General features: G+C 39.1%; 15 protein-coding genes. 6 read left to right on the top strand and 9 right to left on the bottom strand.

Going from position 1 to position 17,844, the window contains the following annotated elements; translation table 11 throughout:
• Positions 1–60 precede the first annotated feature (60 nt).
• The 6 genes from PMAL9190_RS08390 to PMAL9190_RS08365 all read right to left on the bottom strand — a co-directional run bounded on the left by PMAL9190_RS08390 (position 61) and on the right by PMAL9190_RS08365 (position 7,249).
• Complete coding sequence (locus tag PMAL9190_RS08390) at positions 61–360, bottom strand: DUF406 family protein (protein ID WP_087844749.1); 300 nt, start codon at positions 358–360, stop codon at positions 61–63.
• A gap of 126 nt (positions 361–486) precedes the next feature.
• Positions 487–2,412, bottom strand: coding sequence for a RecQ family ATP-dependent DNA helicase (locus PMAL9190_RS08385; RefSeq protein ID WP_087844748.1), 1,926 nt, complete (start codon positions 2,410–2,412; stop codon positions 487–489).
• A gap of 222 nt (positions 2,413–2,634) precedes the next feature.
• Positions 2,635–4,071, bottom strand: coding sequence for an amidohydrolase family protein (locus PMAL9190_RS08380; RefSeq protein WP_087844747.1), 1,437 nt, complete (start codon positions 4,069–4,071; stop codon positions 2,635–2,637).
• A gap of 101 nt (positions 4,072–4,172) precedes the next feature.
• Positions 4,173–4,892, bottom strand: coding sequence for a PAS and helix-turn-helix domain-containing protein (locus tag PMAL9190_RS08375; protein ID WP_235004325.1), 720 nt, complete (start codon positions 4,890–4,892; stop codon positions 4,173–4,175).
• A gap of 268 nt (positions 4,893–5,160) precedes the next feature.
• A complete protein-coding gene (locus tag PMAL9190_RS08370) occupies positions 5,161–6,039 on the bottom strand; it encodes a phospholipase A (RefSeq protein ID WP_087844746.1) in 879 nt (292 codons plus the stop codon).
• A gap of 166 nt (positions 6,040–6,205) precedes the next feature.
• Positions 6,206–7,249: an alkene reductase gene (locus tag PMAL9190_RS08365; RefSeq protein ID WP_087844745.1), complete on the bottom strand. Its 1,044-nt coding sequence runs from the start codon at positions 7,247–7,249 to the stop codon at positions 6,206–6,208.
• A 124-nt stretch (positions 7,250–7,373) separates the two neighbouring features.
• On the opposite strand from PMAL9190_RS08365, the gene PMAL9190_RS08360 reads away from it, so the two are divergent.
• Entirely contained in the window at positions 7,374–7,952 is a 579-nt protein-coding gene (locus tag PMAL9190_RS08360) for a TetR/AcrR family transcriptional regulator (protein ID WP_087844744.1), read from the top strand.
• 92 nt (positions 7,953–8,044) lie between these two features.
• Here the strand turns inward: PMAL9190_RS08360 and PMAL9190_RS08355 are convergent, their stop codons facing one another.
• On the bottom strand, positions 8,045–11,083 hold the full coding sequence (locus PMAL9190_RS08355) for an efflux RND transporter permease subunit (protein WP_087844743.1): 3,039 nt from the start codon (positions 11,081–11,083) through the stop codon (positions 8,045–8,047).
• A gap of 6 nt (positions 11,084–11,089) precedes the next feature.
• The gene (locus PMAL9190_RS08350; RefSeq protein WP_370738761.1) at positions 11,090–12,235 is read right to left on the bottom strand and encodes an efflux RND transporter periplasmic adaptor subunit; all 1,146 of its coding nucleotides are present in this window, start codon (positions 12,233–12,235) and stop codon (positions 11,090–11,092) included.
• A 176-nt stretch (positions 12,236–12,411) separates the two neighbouring features.
• Between PMAL9190_RS08350 and PMAL9190_RS08345 the strand changes: the two genes are divergently transcribed.
• Together PMAL9190_RS08345 and PMAL9190_RS08340 are read left to right on the top strand one after the other, a co-directional pair.
• Positions 12,412–13,017, top strand: coding sequence for a TetR/AcrR family transcriptional regulator (locus PMAL9190_RS08345; protein WP_087844742.1), 606 nt, complete (start codon positions 12,412–12,414; stop codon positions 13,015–13,017).
• 165 nt (positions 13,018–13,182) lie between these two features.
• Positions 13,183–13,593, top strand: coding sequence for a YgiW/YdeI family stress tolerance OB fold protein (locus tag PMAL9190_RS08340; RefSeq protein ID WP_087844741.1), 411 nt, complete (start codon positions 13,183–13,185; stop codon positions 13,591–13,593).
• 54 nt (positions 13,594–13,647) lie between these two features.
• Here the strand turns inward: PMAL9190_RS08340 and yidA are convergent, their stop codons facing one another.
• Positions 13,648–14,457 carry a sugar-phosphatase gene (yidA, locus tag PMAL9190_RS08335; RefSeq protein WP_087844740.1) on the bottom strand — a complete coding sequence of 270 codons (810 nt, stop codon included), beginning with the start codon at positions 14,455–14,457 and terminating at the stop codon, positions 13,648–13,650.
• A 248-nt stretch (positions 14,458–14,705) separates the two neighbouring features.
• Between yidA and PMAL9190_RS08330 the strand changes: the two genes are divergently transcribed.
• The 3 genes from PMAL9190_RS08330 to PMAL9190_RS08320 are packed head-to-tail and all read left to right on the top strand — an operon-like array spanning position 14,706 to position 17,838.
• Complete coding sequence (locus PMAL9190_RS08330) at positions 14,706–15,707, top strand: ABC transporter substrate-binding protein (protein ID WP_087844739.1); 1,002 nt, start codon at positions 14,706–14,708, stop codon at positions 15,705–15,707.
• Between the two features lie 26 nt (positions 15,708–15,733).
• Positions 15,734–16,630: an ABC transporter permease gene (locus PMAL9190_RS08325; protein WP_087844738.1), complete on the top strand. Its 897-nt coding sequence runs from the start codon at positions 15,734–15,736 to the stop codon at positions 16,628–16,630.
• On the top strand, positions 16,627–17,838 hold the full coding sequence (locus tag PMAL9190_RS08320; protein ID WP_087844737.1) for a quaternary amine ABC transporter ATP-binding protein: 1,212 nt from the start codon (positions 16,627–16,629) through the stop codon (positions 17,836–17,838). The genes PMAL9190_RS08325 and PMAL9190_RS08320 overlap by 4 nt, the downstream gene beginning before the upstream one ends.
• The last annotated feature ends 6 nt before the right edge of the window (positions 17,839–17,844 follow it).

Genomic DNA, 17,844 nt, shown 5'->3' with positions numbered 1-17,844 from the left:
ATAAAACTGGCTACTGGCTTCATTGACTATCAGCAAGGCTACTTATGCCTTGTTGATAAATTACTTCGCTAGAGAGCGGCTTTTAAGTTCAAAAATTAACTTTTCAGCGCTACATTCAAACTGAATACGTGCTGTTAATTCTGTACTTGTTTCATCAATCGGTGTTGTTTCTACTTTAAAGTTAGCATTCACTTCTTTTGCTAACGCTAGGTAGTTTGCAAGCTCTGATTCTAATGCTGCTTTGCCGTTAGCGAAAATTTGTACGTCAGCGATATCATCATTTTCATTGATCATAAAGCCCATTTCAGCTGAAACACCACAAGCATCACATGGTTGGTATTCTTGTTTTTCTGTAGTCATAACTTTACTTCCTATTAGTTAGTCGTCGTATTTTAAAACGATGTGAGCCAGATCGCCATTGATTAATCTGAAAAGTCAGTTTTTAGCTATTTAAGTGCTGAACCAATAGTGATAATGGCTATTTATTCAACTGCTTCTGCCATATAAGCGGCAAATATGGGCGAAAGTTTGTTGAAAAGGATAGGCTTCTAATACTCCAAATCCTTCGAGTTGTTTGGCTTTTATTTTGCTATTTAATGGTGTACTCATACCATGTAAAAAACGCGTTATAGCCGCCATTGATGGTGAGCTATCATTACGTTCAATAAAGCTATCACTCCAGAGTGTGATTTGTTGATCACTGATCTCAGGTAGAGGAGGTAAAACAGGTAAAGTGACAGTTTTGCCGCGACAGACTGAACAATGACCACATTGCTCGGGAGCATGATGATCGGCAAAATAGTTGGCTAACTTATGGCTTAAACAGCTTTTACTTTCAAAAAAGGCGATCATATTTTCAATACGGTGAATTTCACTGTGTTCTTTTTGCTGAAACAGTTGGTAGAGCGCTGCGGTTTCAGTTTCAATATCAAAATGATGCTGATTAATACGGTAAACATCGGTCATTTGTTTACTTTCAAGAGTGATCCAACCTTGCTCATGAAAATAATCAATCGCTGCGACAACGCGCTTTCTATCGACTTGGTAGCCTTGCCATAGCGCATCCATATCTAAAGTATGCCAAACCCGTGCTTTAGGTGAACACGCAAAAATTGTTTCAATAAATTGACGCCGTTCACCTTGAAAGCGTTGAATAATGTCATACTGAGAAACATTCATTTTATAGCGATAATCCGCAAAATAAGTGAACATTGGCTCAATGATTTGCCGTATCTCAAGGTAGACTAAAAGGGTTTTTAGTGGCAATAAACGAATATTACTGTCTTTTGATAACCGACCACTCATTATTTCCCATTGCTGATCTTGTGCTTGTATTTCGCCTAAAACATAAGCAATAGCATTACGATCTGGTGTATCACCAAAAACAAAGTTTTCTAATACATTTAACCCCGATTTGTTGGCGATAACCGTACAATGCGATGTTTCGCCATCGCGTCCAGCACGACCTATTTCTTGGCTATAATTTTCAATAGATTTAGGTAAATCAAAATGAATAACTTGGCGTATATTCGATTTATCAATTCCCATACCAAAAGCGATTGTTGCCACAATACAGTTAATCTCACCATGCATAAATTGTTGTTGAATGCTGTGGCGATGCTCTGAATCCATACCTGCGTGATAGGCTTGCGCTGGTATATGACTTCGAGTAAGTACCTCTGCTACTTGTTCTGCTGTGTGCTGTAAGGTGACATAAACAATCGCGGGCTCATTACTACGTTGTGACAGTTGATGCTTGAGAGTGTCTATTTTCTCATCTTCATCAGCCGCGAGTACTGTTAAATCAAGATTATTACGGTAAAACCCGGTCACGATAATATTATTTTTATCGATAGCAAATTTATCCTGCATATCTTGAATAACAGCAGGGGTGGCAGTTGCTGTAAGCAGTAATACCTGAGGAATATTTAAAGCCTGTTGATAATGAGGCAATTTGAGGTAATCGGGACGGAAGTTATGGCCCCATTCTGAAATACAGTGTGCCTCATCTACTACCAGCAATGAAATTTGGATTTGACTAATAAAATGGCGAAAACGTTCATTTTTTAGGCGTTCAACTGAAATCATTAATACTTTGATTTCACCTTGACGAATTTGGTGCATGACTTGCTGAGTTTGTTGCCACGTTTGGCTCGAGTCAATTGAAGCCGCTGGAATGCCTTTGGCAGCTAAAAACTCTAATTGATCTTTCATTAATGCTAATAGTGGCGAAATAACCAAGGTGAGATGGGGTAATTCAATTGCGGGTAATTGATAGCATAATGATTTTCCGGATCCTGTGGGAAATATTGCCGCAGCAGATTGACCGTTAAGAACACGAGTGATCACTTCTTCTTGCCCGAGCCGTAAAGAATCAAAGCCAAAATATTTTTTAAGTGTTTGATGATACATGTATTCATACCCGCTGATCATTGATTGGTCACTATCATACCGTATTGATTTGCGGAAAGATAAAAAGCATGGTCAACGTTAGTCGGTTTTTGGTGCGGTTATTCTCACTTTGATAAGCGGTGGTGCATTGTTGCAGTGAGAATTGCTAAATAGATACAAGCAAAAGAGCCCTCAATAACGGCATTGATTGTTGAGGGCTGTAAACTTATTTTTTAAGATCAGCTATTTCATTAGACTTGGAGAGGTAATGGCTTGCTTTGCGAGTTCTTTGGCAAATTTAGCGATATCAGCTTCAATAGCACGAATGTTTTTGGTGACATCGGCGCTATCAACTTGTGTCATTTGGCGTTGTTCCATAACAATATTGCCATTAACAATGGTTGTGCTGACATTGCTTGGATTGGCTTGATAAACCAAAGTTGCATAAGGATTATAATTAGGCATCATGTTCGCTGATTGAGTTTCAACGATGATAATATCGGCTTTTTTACCGACTTCTAATGAACCAATTTTATCTTCCATATGCAGTGCTCGAGCACCACCGATGGTTGCAAGTTCAATCACTTGCTCTGGGATCATAATGGTTCGATCATTATGTTTTAAACGTTGCATGTTGGCGGCATAACTCAGTGTGCGCCATAGATCGACCTGATTTGAGCTCATCGGTCCATCAGTACCTAAACCCATCGGCAGTTGTTGTTGATACATTTCCCAAGCAGGTGCAATGCCAGTAGCGCCTTTTGCGTTAGCCATTGGGTTGTAGGCGACACCTGCGCCTGATTGTTTGATTAAATCAATATCAGCTTGATCAACATGAATAGCATGAGCAAGTACCATACGGTTATCAAGCACGCCGATATCATGTAGCCAAGCCACAGGGCTTAGTTGTTTAGGATTATCACTAATACGCGCAGATTCATTACCAAACTCACCGACATGAATTAATACAGGAACGTTGAGTTTTTTAGAGATGGCATTGATTTGTTGTAGCTTCTGTTTTGAAACCGTATACGCAGCATGTGGTGCAAAAGCAGGTGTAATTAAAGGGTCATTTTGGTAGTCATTGATAAATTGTTGGCCGTATTCAAGACCACCATAGGGTTGTTTTGCATCGACGACGGGAAACTTAATCACCGTTTCACCTAAGACTGCCCGTAAACCGACTTCTTTGGTAGCTTTAGCCATTTCATCTACGTGGTAATACATGTCAGCGAAGGTTGTCACTCCGCTTTGAGCAAGATCAATTGCGCCAAGACGTGTGGCTTGATAAATCAGTTCACGGCTTAATTTTTTGCTTTCAAGAGGGAAAAAGTAAGCAAATAAACGGTTTTCAATGCCTTCTTCACCTAAGCCTCGAAAAGCAATCATCGGTAAGTGATTATGGGTATTTACCATGCCAGGCATCACAATACCATTTTGAGCATCAATAATGCGTTGAGCATCATATTGAGATAACAAGGAATGATCGCCAACAGCAACAATAGTGTCGTTATTGATAACAACAACCCCATTTTCAATCAGCTGTTTATTATCATTCATGGTGATCACTTGCCCATTTTTAATGATTAAACTTGCTGGTGGAAGTGGATCTTTACTTGTAAATGAACTACACCCAGAAATAAGCAACAAGGTGGTTATTAAACTGATTTTTATGCGCATGATAAGCCAAGAAATAAGAAGATAAATAATTGGCAGGATTATAGGGGCAAACGAATGTAACTAAACAATCCTTTGCTTAGGTTACGATGATTTTTGTGATCTTAATCCATCTGTTTATCATCATTATTAACAATAATAGACATTGGTGTTTTAAATAATTGTGCTGGTATTAATGATAGCCAGCCATTACCACGTGCATATTCAATTAATCCAGCTCGACTAGAAATACCATAGCAAGAAAATCGAGTGACTAAGTTTGCTATTTGCTTTTCTACTGCTTTTGGTGTGCGATGAATAAGTTGTGCTATTTGTTTAGTTTGTCGACCTCGTAATAACCAAAATAAAACAATTTCTTGTGCTGGTGTTAATTTTGGTTCTGAGGGACGCGTGGTACTAAATGATAAATTTGATTTATCTGCAGCAAGTACCTCTGCAAAAGAAGTCATATTTATCCAATCTTTTATTTTACTGGCAGTAAATTGAATCCCCCAAGGTTCACCATTAATAATAACTGGCTGTTTTGTAAACGTATATGCATCTGTGCCATGAGAGTAATTATGTACATCAATGGTGATTATCGTTTTATTTTGCGTTAATGATAATCTATCTTGTTCCATAAAAATGTCAGCAAATGCCGCGGTATCACATGGAAAGTCACTATCTTTTAACCCTTTGATATCTGGCGGGGCATTAACAAGAGCTCGATAAGCATCATTGGCATATTCAAAAACGCCTTCTTTCGACTTTAAGCCTGCTGGATAGGGAGATAACGATAACATGTGAATAAGTACAGATAAGTACGTTGATTGATTAATATTCACAACTTCATTCTATCAATAAATTATTTTAATCGTAATATTTATAAGTAGGGTTTATTCCCCGTTTTATGACAAAACTATTAAGAACATATAATATTCGATGAGTAAAGGCATTATTATGTATTGTTGAGACAAGAATATTTTAAATTTTATATATGATGAAATAGTGTAATAAATATATGACAAAGAAAGAAAGGATTATCTCTAGTTAGTTTATGCATGTTGTTTATATGCAATTAAAGCTAGAGATAAATATAATTAAACTCTCTAATTAAAATGAGAAACCAATACCGCCAGCATTATCATAATGATTATAGTCTGAAATAGAAATGCCATAACCGCTTTCAAACATTAAATAACCGCGTAAACGTTTATAGATAGGGAAATTGAGCGTGACTTTTTCGTAACCACGAGAGAAACCACTTTCTAATGCATTCCTAACGGTAAAGCTGATCATTGTTTTACCATCAATATTCCAATTCATACTGATGCGACCATAGCCAAGGTAATTATTGATATCTTTATTATAGTCTTTTGCACCAAAATCGAGTCGTGCCCAAGGTTTAATGCTTAAGGTTACGTTATCTTTTTTGAACGTCATGTCAACAAATGCACGGTTCCAACTACGTTCTTGTTCACCACCACGACCATTTGATTGATGCACTAAACCTAATGTACTACCGGTGTAGTGAAAATTATTGCTGTATGTGGTTTTGGCAGGGAATGTCCAAAAAACAGAAGGCTCATATTCAGTGTCTCTAAAGAAGGCTGATGATGCATAAGCCTGCCAATTTGAACGTTGAGTATAGGCAAAATAGAGTTGATCATTATCATATAAAATACCTGATAATAGACGATATTTTAAACTGATTTGGAAATTGACATTATACTTACTTAATTTGCCGTCTTCAGGTACAACTGATTGATATTCTTTGTAATTTGGAGATTGAGTATAATAAAAAGGTAGAACAAAGTTATCTTTATATTGTTCAAGAAGTAACGCATTGTCGCTACTGTAATTTAGCGCGTTATTTATTGGTGCTGGGGTTGAGTCATCAGCATACGCATGAGAAGCATAACCGCTAGCTGCGATAAATAAACTCGCAAAAAGTAGGCTGGAATTACATTGTTTCTGCTTGATATTCTTCATTATTATCTATCATTATTATGTTAGCTCTTGTTATCATAAAAGCTAAACAAGGCTTTTGTCTATCGATACAAATGCAAACAATGATTTTTCGTTATTTATCTCTGAATTGTTGAAATAACTAAAATAAACGCCTTAATAATAGGATATCAAGGCGTAAAATAATGGGTTAAATCAATTGAGCAAGCATGGTGTCGTCATAAGCAACCAATGTTTGCTTGGTTTGTAGTTTACTAACGTAATCAGGGTTGGCAATTAAAGGACGCCCAATCGCCAGTAAATCAAATTTTCCAGCTTCAATAGCTTCACTGCCTGTTTGAGGACTGTAACAGCCAACACCAATTAAGGTACCTTGATAATGACTGCGCATATACTGGGATGCGCTACCATCAAGATAGTCAAAGTTCATACTGTCATCGAAAATACCCACATGCAGGTACGCTAAACAACGTTTTTCAACTTCTGGCAATAAATAATCAAACACTGCTCGATCGCGAGCATCGCCTTCAAGATTAAAATAACCGCCTGGTGATAAACGTAACCCAGTACGATCTCGGCCAATGCGCTGACTAATAGCATCAATAACAGCAAGTGGGAAACGCGCCATATTTTCAGCTGTGCCACCAAATTCATCATCACGTTCGTTAGTGCTGAAATGTAGAAATTGATCGATCAAATAACCATTTGCGCCATGAATTTCTACACCATCAAAACCTGCATCAATGGCATTCGCTGCAGCCTGACCAAAATCAGCAACCAGTTGTTCGATTTCTGCTGTTGTTGCAGGTTTTGGCATTGTATAAGTCAGCTCTCGCATTCTTGGCAATGTACCTTCAAGTGCGATAGCAGAAGGTGCAAGTACATACTCACCACCAAAGAAGAACGGGTGAGCAACGCGACCTGTGTGCCATAGCTGAGCAAAAATTTTACCGCCATTTTTGTGTACAGCATCAGTGACTTTACGCCAGCCATCAATTTGTTGTGGTGTAAATAGGCCAGGAGTATGCGGATAACCTTGACCGTCGGCGCGAATTAAGACGGCTTCTGTGATAATCAATCCAGTATCAGCACGGCGTGCATAATAATCGACCATTGCTTGGGTTGGAATTAAATCATCATCCGCCATGCAACGTGTTAATGGTGCCATAACGATACGATTGTTTAACGTTAGCGTGTCATTAAGTTTGAAAGGATGGAATAGGGTATCAAGCATGATTGTTGCCTCTAATTTGAATGCTCATTCAAGTTAGACTTATTTGAACAATCATTCAAGAGGTTTTTGAATGATTGTTCAAATTTAAGTAAACTAAGCCTAATCAAAGTTAATGAGAGTTATTATGCGTAGTGCTGAATTTGATCGCGATCGAGTATTACGATCGGCAATGGATGTTTTTATAACTAAAGGTTATAGCAACACCAGTATGCAAGATTTAAAACAAGCGACTGGGCTTCACCCCGGTTCAATTTATTGCGCATTTACTAATAAACGCGGGTTGTTAATTGCCGCATTAGTGCATTATCGTGATCAGCGTTCTGCACAATTTATCGCGTTATTTTCTCAGTCAGAGTCGGTGATTGGTGCGCTTAAGACCTATCTTGAACAGGTGGTTGATGAGTGTGAGCGTGAACAGATTAAAGATTGTCTGCTACAAAAAGCGTTGAGTGAGCTAGCACAACAAGATATTGAAGTCGCTGATATTATTAGCCAGATGTTAAAACAATGGCAACAGACATTGGCAGAACAAATCGCATTGGCACAGCAAGCGAATGAAATTAATGTTCAGCGTGATAGTCAGCAGTTAGCAGAGTTTTTAGTGATGGGAATTTATGGTTTACGTACTTTTTCTCATACACGACCAGAACCTGGCGTATTACGACGTTTAGCAACTGATCTTATGGATTACCTGCAACAATAGCTATGAGAGCAATAACGACTAAAAATACCGCATAAAAAAGGGAGTCACATCAATGATGTTACTCCCTTTTTGTTTATGGGTTATGCTGGTCGTTATTCTACTTTAACGCGAAATAGGACCGCATAAAGCAGTGGGATCACCACCAATGTTAGAATAGTTGCAAACAACAAACCAAACATAATCGTTACTGCCATACTCTTAAAGAATGGATCTATTAGTAACGGTGCAACACCTAAAATTGTCGTAAAGGCACCAAGTAATACAGGTCGAGCACGACTAAGTGCTGAGTCGATAATTGCTTGATACGGCGTTTTACCTTCTGCTATTTCAACGTCAGTTTGGTCTACTAATACAATTGCATTTTTAACCATCATACCGATCAAACTTAAGAAGCCAAGAATCGCCATAAACTCAAACGGAGTTTGGAAAATCACCAACCCAACGGTAACACCAACTAATGCTAACGGTACTGTTAACCAAATCACTAAAGGCTGACGAATAGCGTTAAACATAAAGATTACCGCTAAAATCATTGCCGCAAAGCCATAAGGGGCTGAGATAGCAAGACCAACATTAGCGTCTTTTGATGCTTTGTACTCGCCATACCATGTTAATTCATAACCTGGTGGTAGTTCGATAGCTTCAATTTTGCCCCGTAGATCATTAAACGCATCAGCAGTGAATACTCCTGGCGCTGGATCTGCTTGAACCAAAATCGTTGGAATACGGTTAATTCGACGTAAGATTGCATCTTCCCAGCCAACATTTACCGATTCAACCAATTGGCTAACCGGAATTAACCCATTCACCATACGGCTGTAAACGTCAGTATTTTCAATCGCACGTTCATGAGTACGCTCGTTATCTGGCGCACGCACGACGATAGGGATCAAATCATTACCTTCACGATACACACCAATGTTACGACCGTTCAATGTTTGCGCAATGGCTTGACTGATATCGTGGTTGGTTAAACCAAAACGCTGTGCTTTCTCTGTTGAATATACCGGCTTGATCACGGGTACTTGCTGACGCCAATCATCTTGTACCGCGATTAAGTTTGGATCGCTTAGCATGATAGCTTTAGCTTGTTCCGCAAGTTCACGTAATACTTTGCTATCAGGACCTTTAAAGCCAGCTTCGATTTTCTTACCGCCACCGCGACCAAGCATAAACTTCCATACTTTGATTGAAGCTTCTGGGTATTTCTTATCAAGCTCGGTTTGAAGCTCGACCAATAAAGGTGCAATGTTACGGTAATCATCAATATCGATCAGTAATTGACCATAACTTGGATTACGTGCTTCAGGTGCATAGGTCAGCATAAAGCGTAAACCGCCACCACCGATGAAGCTGGAAATATTACTGATACCTTGCTTTTGCTTAACATCTTGTTCGATGTCTGCCACAACCGCTTCAGTATTTTTGATATCAGTGCCTTGTGGTAAATACACGTCAACGACAAATTGTGCGCGTTGTGATTCAGGCATAAAGCCTGGCGGAACGTATTTTACGCCCCAAACAGCGCCTAATAGGGTAGCAACTAATAGTAACCCCGTGGTCTTGCGATGAATAAGCACCCAAGTTAATAAGCCTTTATAGCTGTTAACTATTTTACTTGGTTTTTCATCACCTGATTTCAGTTTTACTTTTAAGAACTGGTGACACAGTAACGGCGTAACCGTGACCGCAAATAGCCAGCTTAAAAGCATTGAGTAAAGAATTACCCAGAATAATGAACCTGCGTATTCACCCATATCTGATGGTGAAAGGCCGATAGCACTAAAGGCACAAATACCGACAACGGTACCGCCTAACAATGGCCACTTAGTTGCATTGACCACTTCTGGTATTACAACTTCACGATCTTCATTATTTTGTAGACGGACTAAAATACCGTCAGTAACCACTATTGCGTTATCAACCAACATACCTAGGGCAATAATCAGTGCACCTAAAGAGATACGCTGCATAGCGATATTGTCAATTAACATAATACACAAGGTACCAGCAACGGTTAGGACTAATACAAAACCGATAATGATCCCTGAGCGAATACCCATAAACAGCAATAGAACGATAAATACAATGACAACAGCTGCAATAAGGTTATCGATGAAATTGGTCACCGAGTCACGTACTGAGTCTGATTGCATCGAAATAACATGCAATTCCATCCCTAATGGGCGTTGGCTTTCTAATTCAGCAATACGGGCTTTAACTGCATCACCCATGTCAACTACGTTACCGCCAGTAACATTAGAAATGCCAAAACCGATCGCACGTTCGCCGTTGTAGCGCATTAACATTGAAGCTGGTTCTTGATAACCACGTTTTACATTCGCAATGTCTTTTAAATGTAAAACCGTATGATTTTCACCAATACCCACTTGTAAGTTACGTAGGTCATTAAATGAATTTACATCAGCTGCTGGAATAACCGGAATACGCATGCCATTAGAGGTTAGACTACCAGCGACATTAACAATATTCTGCTTTTGTAAAACGGATAGTACATTATCAACCGATAAACCAAACTTAGCTAAACGCTCACTGGTAAATTCAACAAAAATGGTTTCTTGTTGTTCTGCTAAGGTAGCTGTTTTAGCAACACCAGGAACCAAAACCAGTTCACGTCGCAGGCTATCTACATAGTCAGATAGCTGTTTATCAGTAAACCCTTCACCAGTGACGGCAAAGAACAACGCATATACATCGGAGAAGTCATCATTAACAATAGATGGGCCTGCACCGGGGGGTAATTGACGTTGTGCATCATTTATTTTACGGCGTAATTTGTCCCACACTTGCTGTAGATCAGCTTGGTTTTTGGCAAATTCAAGTTTGATCTCAACTGTAACTTCAGACATTCCTTGCTTTGAAACTGATTTAACTTCTTTCAGTTCCTGCAATGATTGCACGGCTCCTTCAATAATATCAGTAACTTCATCTGATACTTCTTGTGCCGTTGCACCCGCATAAGGCGTGATGACTACTGCTTGACGGATCACAAACTCTGGATCTTCAAAACGACCCAGCTTTAGATAGCTGATATAGCCACCAATGAGAATGAGAGCAATCATTACCCACACACTGGTGCGCTTAGCTATGGTATAGCGAGCGATATCCATTTGTTATTATGCTCCGTCTTGGGTGTTATCTGTGTATGGACGAATTTCCATACCCGTTTTAAGTTTTGATACACCGGCAATGACAATGCGTTCACCAGCTTTGAGGCCTGAAGGCACCGTAATGCAATTTTTGTTGATGGTGCCAACTTTTATGTAACGTTTTTCGACAATGTTGTTTTCACCAACAATCCACACAAATTGTTTGTTTTGGTTATCAGGAACAACAGCCGTTAACGGAACAATTAGCGGATTGTTTTTATTATCGACATAGTCTTCAGGACACTGTTCAACACTTGGGGTTACTTTTACAGGCATACCCGGCAGAATATTTAATCCTTTAGAATCATCAAGCCCCAACACAATCGAGAATGTTTGCGTTATAGGATCTGCTTGGGTTGAGTAGGTACGTAAACTCAATGGCAATAAATGACCAGGAATCGTTGTGATTTCAGCATCCGCTTTTTTGCATTTCAAACCACTTAACATCACGGTATCTGGAATATTGACGACTACTTCGAGGTTATCGAGGTTATGCAGTGTCAGTACTGAAGTATTTGCTTGGATTTGAACATGGTTATCAATTAATTTACGGCCAATGATGCCATCAAATGGCGCTTTTAATTGAGTATAAGTTAGTTGGTTTTTGGCTTCTTCTAGGCGGTTTTGAGCCAAATTATAACGGGTCATTAACTCATCAAGATCACTTTTCGCAATCGCTTGTGAGTTTTCATAAATTGATTTACCACGTAAATAATCTTTTTTAGTGTTATTTAATTCAAGTTGTGCTGCTGCAAAAGCTGTTTGTGCATCTTTAGGATCAAGTTTTGCAAGTAGCTGACCTTTATGAACTTTATCACCTTCATTTACAAAAATATGGCTGACGCGGCCACTGACTTGAAATGATAAATCAGCACGCTGAGCAGAGCGAATTACGCCATTAAAGCTTAAGCTGCTGTCAGCTTTTGGCATCACAATTTGAGTAAGGGCTGGGCTAATGATAGGCGCGGTGACTGTTACTTCTTTTTCACTGTCACACCCCGACAACATCACTACCGCTAAAGATAAACTAACCGCCATTGCAAGTTTATTGATTGTTAACGATGTCACATTGGACATTGCTGAATGAGTTTTCACCGTGTTCTCCACTATCATTAGGTTGATGATTAACGTTGATTAATCATGATGAGTCACCATTAAGGTAAACTTAGAGTGCATTTTAGTGGTAAAAAACGGATTGTAAACTATTGAGTGTACTTTTTTGTTGCAGATTGTTAGACTGCGGTCATAAAATGAAATAAAAGTACTGTTAAATTAGGAATGGATTACAGATGAAACAAACGGAACTCAAACACTTAGCGATTATTGAAGCGGCAAAAGAAGAATTTATTACTCACGGTTTTTTAGCAGCGAATATGGATCGTATATCAACCGAAGCGGGTGTGTCTAAGCGAACGTTATACCGTCACTTTGAAAGCAAAGAAGTGTTATTTGTTTCAGTTCTCACTATTATTCAGGAATCCGTGACAGAAAATGTAAAGTATGAGTTTGATTCAGCAATGACATTAACCGAGCAGTTAACGCTGATCACACGTCGTGAGGCTGATATATTATATTCGACATATGGTATTCCGCTGTCACGGACGATTGTGATGGAGTTTTTGCGTCAACCTGAGTTAGCGGCGAATCTGGTTAAAGATTTATATAGCACAAAAGCGGTAACAGATTGGTTTCAACAAGCGATTAATGCTGGATGTTTAGCGAATAAAAATTTAACGGCAATGACCAACATTTATATCAGCTTATTTCAAGGGCTATTGTTTTGGCCTCAAGTTATGAATGTTTTACCTAACAGTGAAGGCCAAGTGTTAGAGGAACATATCAAATCAATAGTTGCGGTATTTTTAGCGTCGTATATGATTAAAGAAACACAATAGTAAACTTTTTAACGTATTGATATTGTTTATTATTTTAAATAAAGAACACTGTATTGTTGCAGTTGGTGTTTTAGAGACTATAATTATTGGCCTGATATGCACTTATTTGTTATTAAATAAGCGATGTTTTAATCGTAATTAATCACTTTTTGGAATCATAGGCCAATGAAAAAATTACTCGCTGTTTCAGTTTTAATGCTTTCATCAATGTCAGTTATGGCTGCACCACAGGCGACTCAAGGTGGATTTAATGGTCCAACAGAAGCGGCGCCGCTTGTTCAACCACAAGGTGGTTTCAATGGACCAAGTGCTGTGCCTGTATTAACGACAGTGAAAGCAGCCTCTCACGCTGATGATAATGCAGCTGTAGAGCTGACAGGTCACATTATATCTTCAGTAGGCAAAGAAGATTATATGTTCAAAGATGTGACGGGCGAAATTAAAGTAGAAATTGATAATAAAGATTGGCGTGGCGTTACCGTAACACCAACCACTAAAGTTATTATTCGTGGTGAAGTAGATAAAGATTGGACAGTTCGTACTGTTGATGTTGATACTGTGACAATTGCTAAATAATTAACAGTATTGATAAAAAAGCCAGCATTGCTGGCTTTTTTTGTTTGAAGTGATTTAAGCATTAAGAATGAATTTTTCAATAACTTGAGCAACACCACTATTATTATTAGTGTCAGTAACATAGTTGGCGATCGCTTTGGTTTCCTCTGTTGCATTTCCCATAGCAACACCTAAACCTGCAAATTCAATCATGTGGTGATCATTGCCGGCATCACCCATCGCAATAACTTCATCTTGTTTAATATTTAAGAAATCAGCTAGTGCTTTAACACCGACACCTTTATTACTATTAGTGTGCATAAATTCAAGGAAGAAGGGTGCACTTCTTACTATCGTATATTGTTGATATAGCGTTGGGGATAATTGCGCAATGGCTGCTTCAAGGCGTTCAGCCTCATCAATGATCATGACTTTCATGATTTCTTCGTTGTCATCAAGTTCGGAAAAATCAGCTAACGTAATTGTTAAGCCATTAATTTTAGCTTCATGATCGGTGTAATAATTATGTGCAGGTGTAATGAGTCCCTGACGACGAGAAAATGCATGAACATGAACACCAAGATCGTGAGCAATGGCTGCAATTGCTTTTGCATCGCGGCCAATTAAGGTTTGGCTTCTAACGATTTCTTTGCTTGCAACGCGTTGTACTAAAGAGGCGTTATAAGACAATACAAAATCATTATCGCTATCCATATTGAGTTCTTTTAAAGCCCACTCCATCCCTTCAATTGGGCGCCCAGAAGCTAATACAACACAAACGCCTTGTGCGCGAGCCGCAGCGATAGCTTGTTTATTTAAATCTGAAATAGCACCGTTTGAATTAAGTAATGTACCGTCCATATCAAGTGCAACTAATTTATACATTGTTATTGTCCATCACTAATAAAATACAGGCGTAATGATAAGCAAAATTAGCGTTAAAAACGATAAAAAGTGGTATTTATATTTAGCAAAAAAAAGCCAATCGCGGTGGTGAAAAGTAAGATTAATGAGTGTTTTTCATTGTTAATTTGTGATTAATTTGTTGCATTTCTTTGTGTTATGGTGACTATTTGTTTAGACTACTAACTATTATGTATGTTTGGTAGTAAATAAATAAAGGGACATTATTTATGCACAAATTAGTTATCGCATCACTATTTATAGCAAGTTTTTCAGCACAAGCAGACAGTGATGAAAAATGTGGCAAAGTGACAATTGCTGATATGAATTGGAACTCAGCAACCTTTATTGCCAACGTTGATAGTTTTATTCTTCAGCATGGTTACGGCTGTGATACTGAGTTGGTTCCGGGTGACACTATGCCGACAGGAACATCAATGATCGAAAAAGGCGAGCCAGATATTGCGCCTGAAATGTGGAGTAATTCACTTAAAGTTGCGCTTGATCGTGGTGTTAAAGAAGGCCGTTTACAATTTGCTGGACCAACATTCTCTGATGGCGGTGAGGAGGGGTTTTGGGTACCTGAATATATGGTAGAAAAAACACCGGAACTGGCCACTATTGCTGGCATTAAGAAACATGCCAAGCTGTTTTCCCACCCAGAAGATCCTGAACAATCTGCATTTTACGGCTGTCCTGCCGGTTGGAATTGCCAGATTTCCGCTGGTAATTTATTTAAAGCGCTTGATTTAGAAAAATTTGGCTTTGATTTAATTGATCCAGGTTCTGGCGCGGGTCTATCTGGCTCAATCGCTAAAGCTTACGAACGTCAGCAACCGTGGTTTGGCTATTACTGGGCACCAACAGCAGTATTAGGTAAATATAAAATGGTGAAGGTTGATTTTGGTTCTGGAGTTGATGCGAAATACTTTTCATCATGTATTACCAATCCTGAATGTACAGATCCTAAAGTTACTATGTATCCACCATCAGCGGTTGATACCGTGATCACAACCTCATTTGCAGAACGGTCAGATGCCGCGGTTAAATACCTTGCTGCGCGTTCATTTACGAATGCTGAAATGAATGGATTATTAGCATGGATGGAAGATAACCAAGCCGATGGTGAAGCTGTAATGGTTGAGTTTCTCACCAATCATGAGGCTGTGTGGACGCAATGGGTATCAAAGGATGTGGCTATTAAAGTGAAAGGTGCATTACAAGATTTATAAGTAAAATAAGTAAATGGATGATACTTATGTCAAATGATTCATGGATAACAGAGTTTCCTCAACTTGAACGTGCGCAGCTAGTTGAAATAAGGAAAACTCTCGATGGAAGTTATCGCGCATTTTCTCGAGAGTACGGTGATACCATTGAGCGCTTTTTTGATCCATTACTGGCTTTTTTAATTTGGTTTGAAAAATTATTACTCGCAACACCATGGTGGTTAGTTATTGCGGTATTAGCGGCGATAGCTTATATGGCTAGTCGCTCTTGGAAGCTATCACTAGGTGTTGTTATTTCTTTTGTTCTGATTGGTGTTTTTGGTATGTGGGATAATACCATGCGCACCATGAGTATTATTTTAGTTTCAACCTTGGTCGCCATTGCCATCGGCATACCCACAGGTATCGCAATGGCAAGATCTGATCGTGTTCAACGGCTTGTGACGCCATTGCTTGATGTCATGCAAACCATGCCTGCGTTTGTATATTTAATTCCGGTGGTGATGTTACTGGGTATCGGTAAAATTCCAGGTGTAATTGCCGTCGTTATTTACGCGGTTCCACCGGTTATTCGTTTAACCAATTTAGGGATTCGTTTAGTCGATGAAGAAGTATTAGAAGCAGCGACGGCTTACGGTGCAAGTCCGATGCAACGTTTGTTTGGCGTGCAAATACCGTTAGCGATGCCCAACATTATGGCAGGTATTAACCAGACCATTATGATGGCACTAGCGATGGTAGTTATTGCATCTATGATTGGTGTCAAAGGGCTAGGTCAACCAGTATTAAAATCGATCACTAATCAGTATTTCACCTTAGGTTTGCTAAACGGATTAGCCATTGTGGCATTAGCGATTATTTTTGACCGCATCTCTCAAAGCTATGCTCAACGCAGTCAGCAGCATCTAGGAGGGACACCTAAATGAGTCAGCAACCAAACAGTGCACCACTTATTCAAGTTAAAAATTTGTATAAGATCTTTGGTCCTAAAGATAAGCAAGTGCTTACCAAAGTTAAAGCAGGGCAGTCAAAAGACGCTATATTAGCGGAAACAGGCCATACTGTTGGGCTTAGTGATATTAATCTCAATATTTATGCAGGTGAAATCTTTGTCATTATGGGGCTGTCAGGATCGGGTAAATCAACATTAATACGGCACTTTAATCGCTTAATTGAACCGACAGAAGGCAGTATTATTATTGAAGATACCGATGTAATGACCCTAAATGCTAGCCAATTACAAAACTTTCGGCGTCATAAAATGTCGATGGTTTTTCAACGCTTTGGTTTAATGCCGCATCGAACAGTATTACAAAACGTCGGGTATGGCTTATCTGTTCAAGGGGCAAAACCTGCACAGTGGCAACAACAAGCGCAGCAATGGTTAACGACGGTGGGGCTGGCTGGATATGAGCAAAGCTATCCTGTCAATCTATCGGGGGGACAACAGCAACGGGTTGGACTTGCTCGTGCGTTATGTACTAATGCTGAAGTATTATTAATGGATGAGGCTTTTTCTGCATTAGACCCATTAATTCGAAGTGAGATGCAAGATCAGCTGATTGAATTACAAGAGCAGCTCCATAAAACGATTATTTTTATTACTCATGATCTTGATGAAGCATTACGGCTCGGTGATCGCATTGCTATCTTACGTGATGGTAAATTGATTCAACAAGGTAAGCCTGTTGATATTTTACTTAATCCTGCTGACGATTATGTCGAAGCGTTTGTCAAAGATGTTAATCGTGCACGTGCATTAACCGTTGCAACTGTTATGAAGCCGCAAGGTGTAAGAATTTCAGCCGAGACAATTGGTGAAGCGGTAGCTGAAATGCGTAATGCTAAAGATGATTACGGCTATTTTATTGATGATGATGGTTATCAAGGGGTTATTACCCAACAAACCCTAGAAGATGTTAATGAAGCTGATTATAACAAAGCTATTGATCAATCGATGCTAGAAACAGTACCAGCGATAACAACCGATGCGTTACTTGAAACCGTTATTCCAGAAACACTTGATAGTGACCACCCTTTACCCGTGATCAATGAAGCAGGTGATGTGACTGGGCGATTATCGCGTTCAACATTGGCTGAAGCATTAAGCGATCAAGCAGTATCACGACAATAAGATGAT

Source organism: Photobacterium malacitanum (assembly GCF_900185615.1).
In the GTDB taxonomy this organism is placed as follows: Bacteria; Pseudomonadota; Gammaproteobacteria; order Enterobacterales; family Vibrionaceae; genus Photobacterium; species Photobacterium malacitanum.
Note: the sequence above shows the minus strand (reverse complement) of the source record. Positions and strands in the feature narration are given on the sequence as shown.

Coding starts and splice junctions, on each gene's coding strand:
- PMAL9190_RS08390 (WP_087844749.1), bottom strand. CDS start 360: ATGACTACAGAAAAACAAGAATACCAACCATGTGATGCTTGTGGTGTT.
- PMAL9190_RS08385 (WP_087844748.1), bottom strand. CDS start 2,412: ATGTATCATCAAACACTTAAAAAATATTTTGGCTTTGATTCTTTACGG.
- PMAL9190_RS08380 (WP_087844747.1), bottom strand. CDS start 4,071: ATGCGCATAAAAATCAGTTTAATAACCACCTTGTTGCTTATTTCTGGG.
- PMAL9190_RS08370 (WP_087844746.1), bottom strand. CDS start 6,039: ATGAAGAATATCAAGCAGAAACAATGTAATTCCAGCCTACTTTTTGCG.
- PMAL9190_RS08365 (WP_087844745.1), bottom strand. CDS start 7,249: ATGCTTGATACCCTATTCCATCCTTTCAAACTTAATGACACGCTAACG.
- PMAL9190_RS08360 (WP_087844744.1), top strand. CDS start 7,374: ATGCGTAGTGCTGAATTTGATCGCGATCGAGTATTACGATCGGCAATG.
- PMAL9190_RS08355 (WP_087844743.1), bottom strand. CDS start 11,083: ATGGATATCGCTCGCTATACCATAGCTAAGCGCACCAGTGTGTGGGTA.
- PMAL9190_RS08350 (WP_370738761.1), bottom strand. CDS start 12,235: ATGATAGTGGAGAACACGGTGAAAACTCATTCAGCAATGTCCAATGTG.
- PMAL9190_RS08345 (WP_087844742.1), top strand. CDS start 12,412: ATGAAACAAACGGAACTCAAACACTTAGCGATTATTGAAGCGGCAAAA.
- PMAL9190_RS08340 (WP_087844741.1), top strand. CDS start 13,183: ATGAAAAAATTACTCGCTGTTTCAGTTTTAATGCTTTCATCAATGTCA.
- yidA (WP_087844740.1), bottom strand. CDS start 14,457: ATGTATAAATTAGTTGCACTTGATATGGACGGTACATTACTTAATTCA.
- PMAL9190_RS08330 (WP_087844739.1), top strand. CDS start 14,706: ATGCACAAATTAGTTATCGCATCACTATTTATAGCAAGTTTTTCAGCA.
- PMAL9190_RS08325 (WP_087844738.1), top strand. CDS start 15,734: ATGTCAAATGATTCATGGATAACAGAGTTTCCTCAACTTGAACGTGCG.
- PMAL9190_RS08320 (WP_087844737.1), top strand. CDS start 16,627: ATGAGTCAGCAACCAAACAGTGCACCACTTATTCAAGTTAAAAATTTG.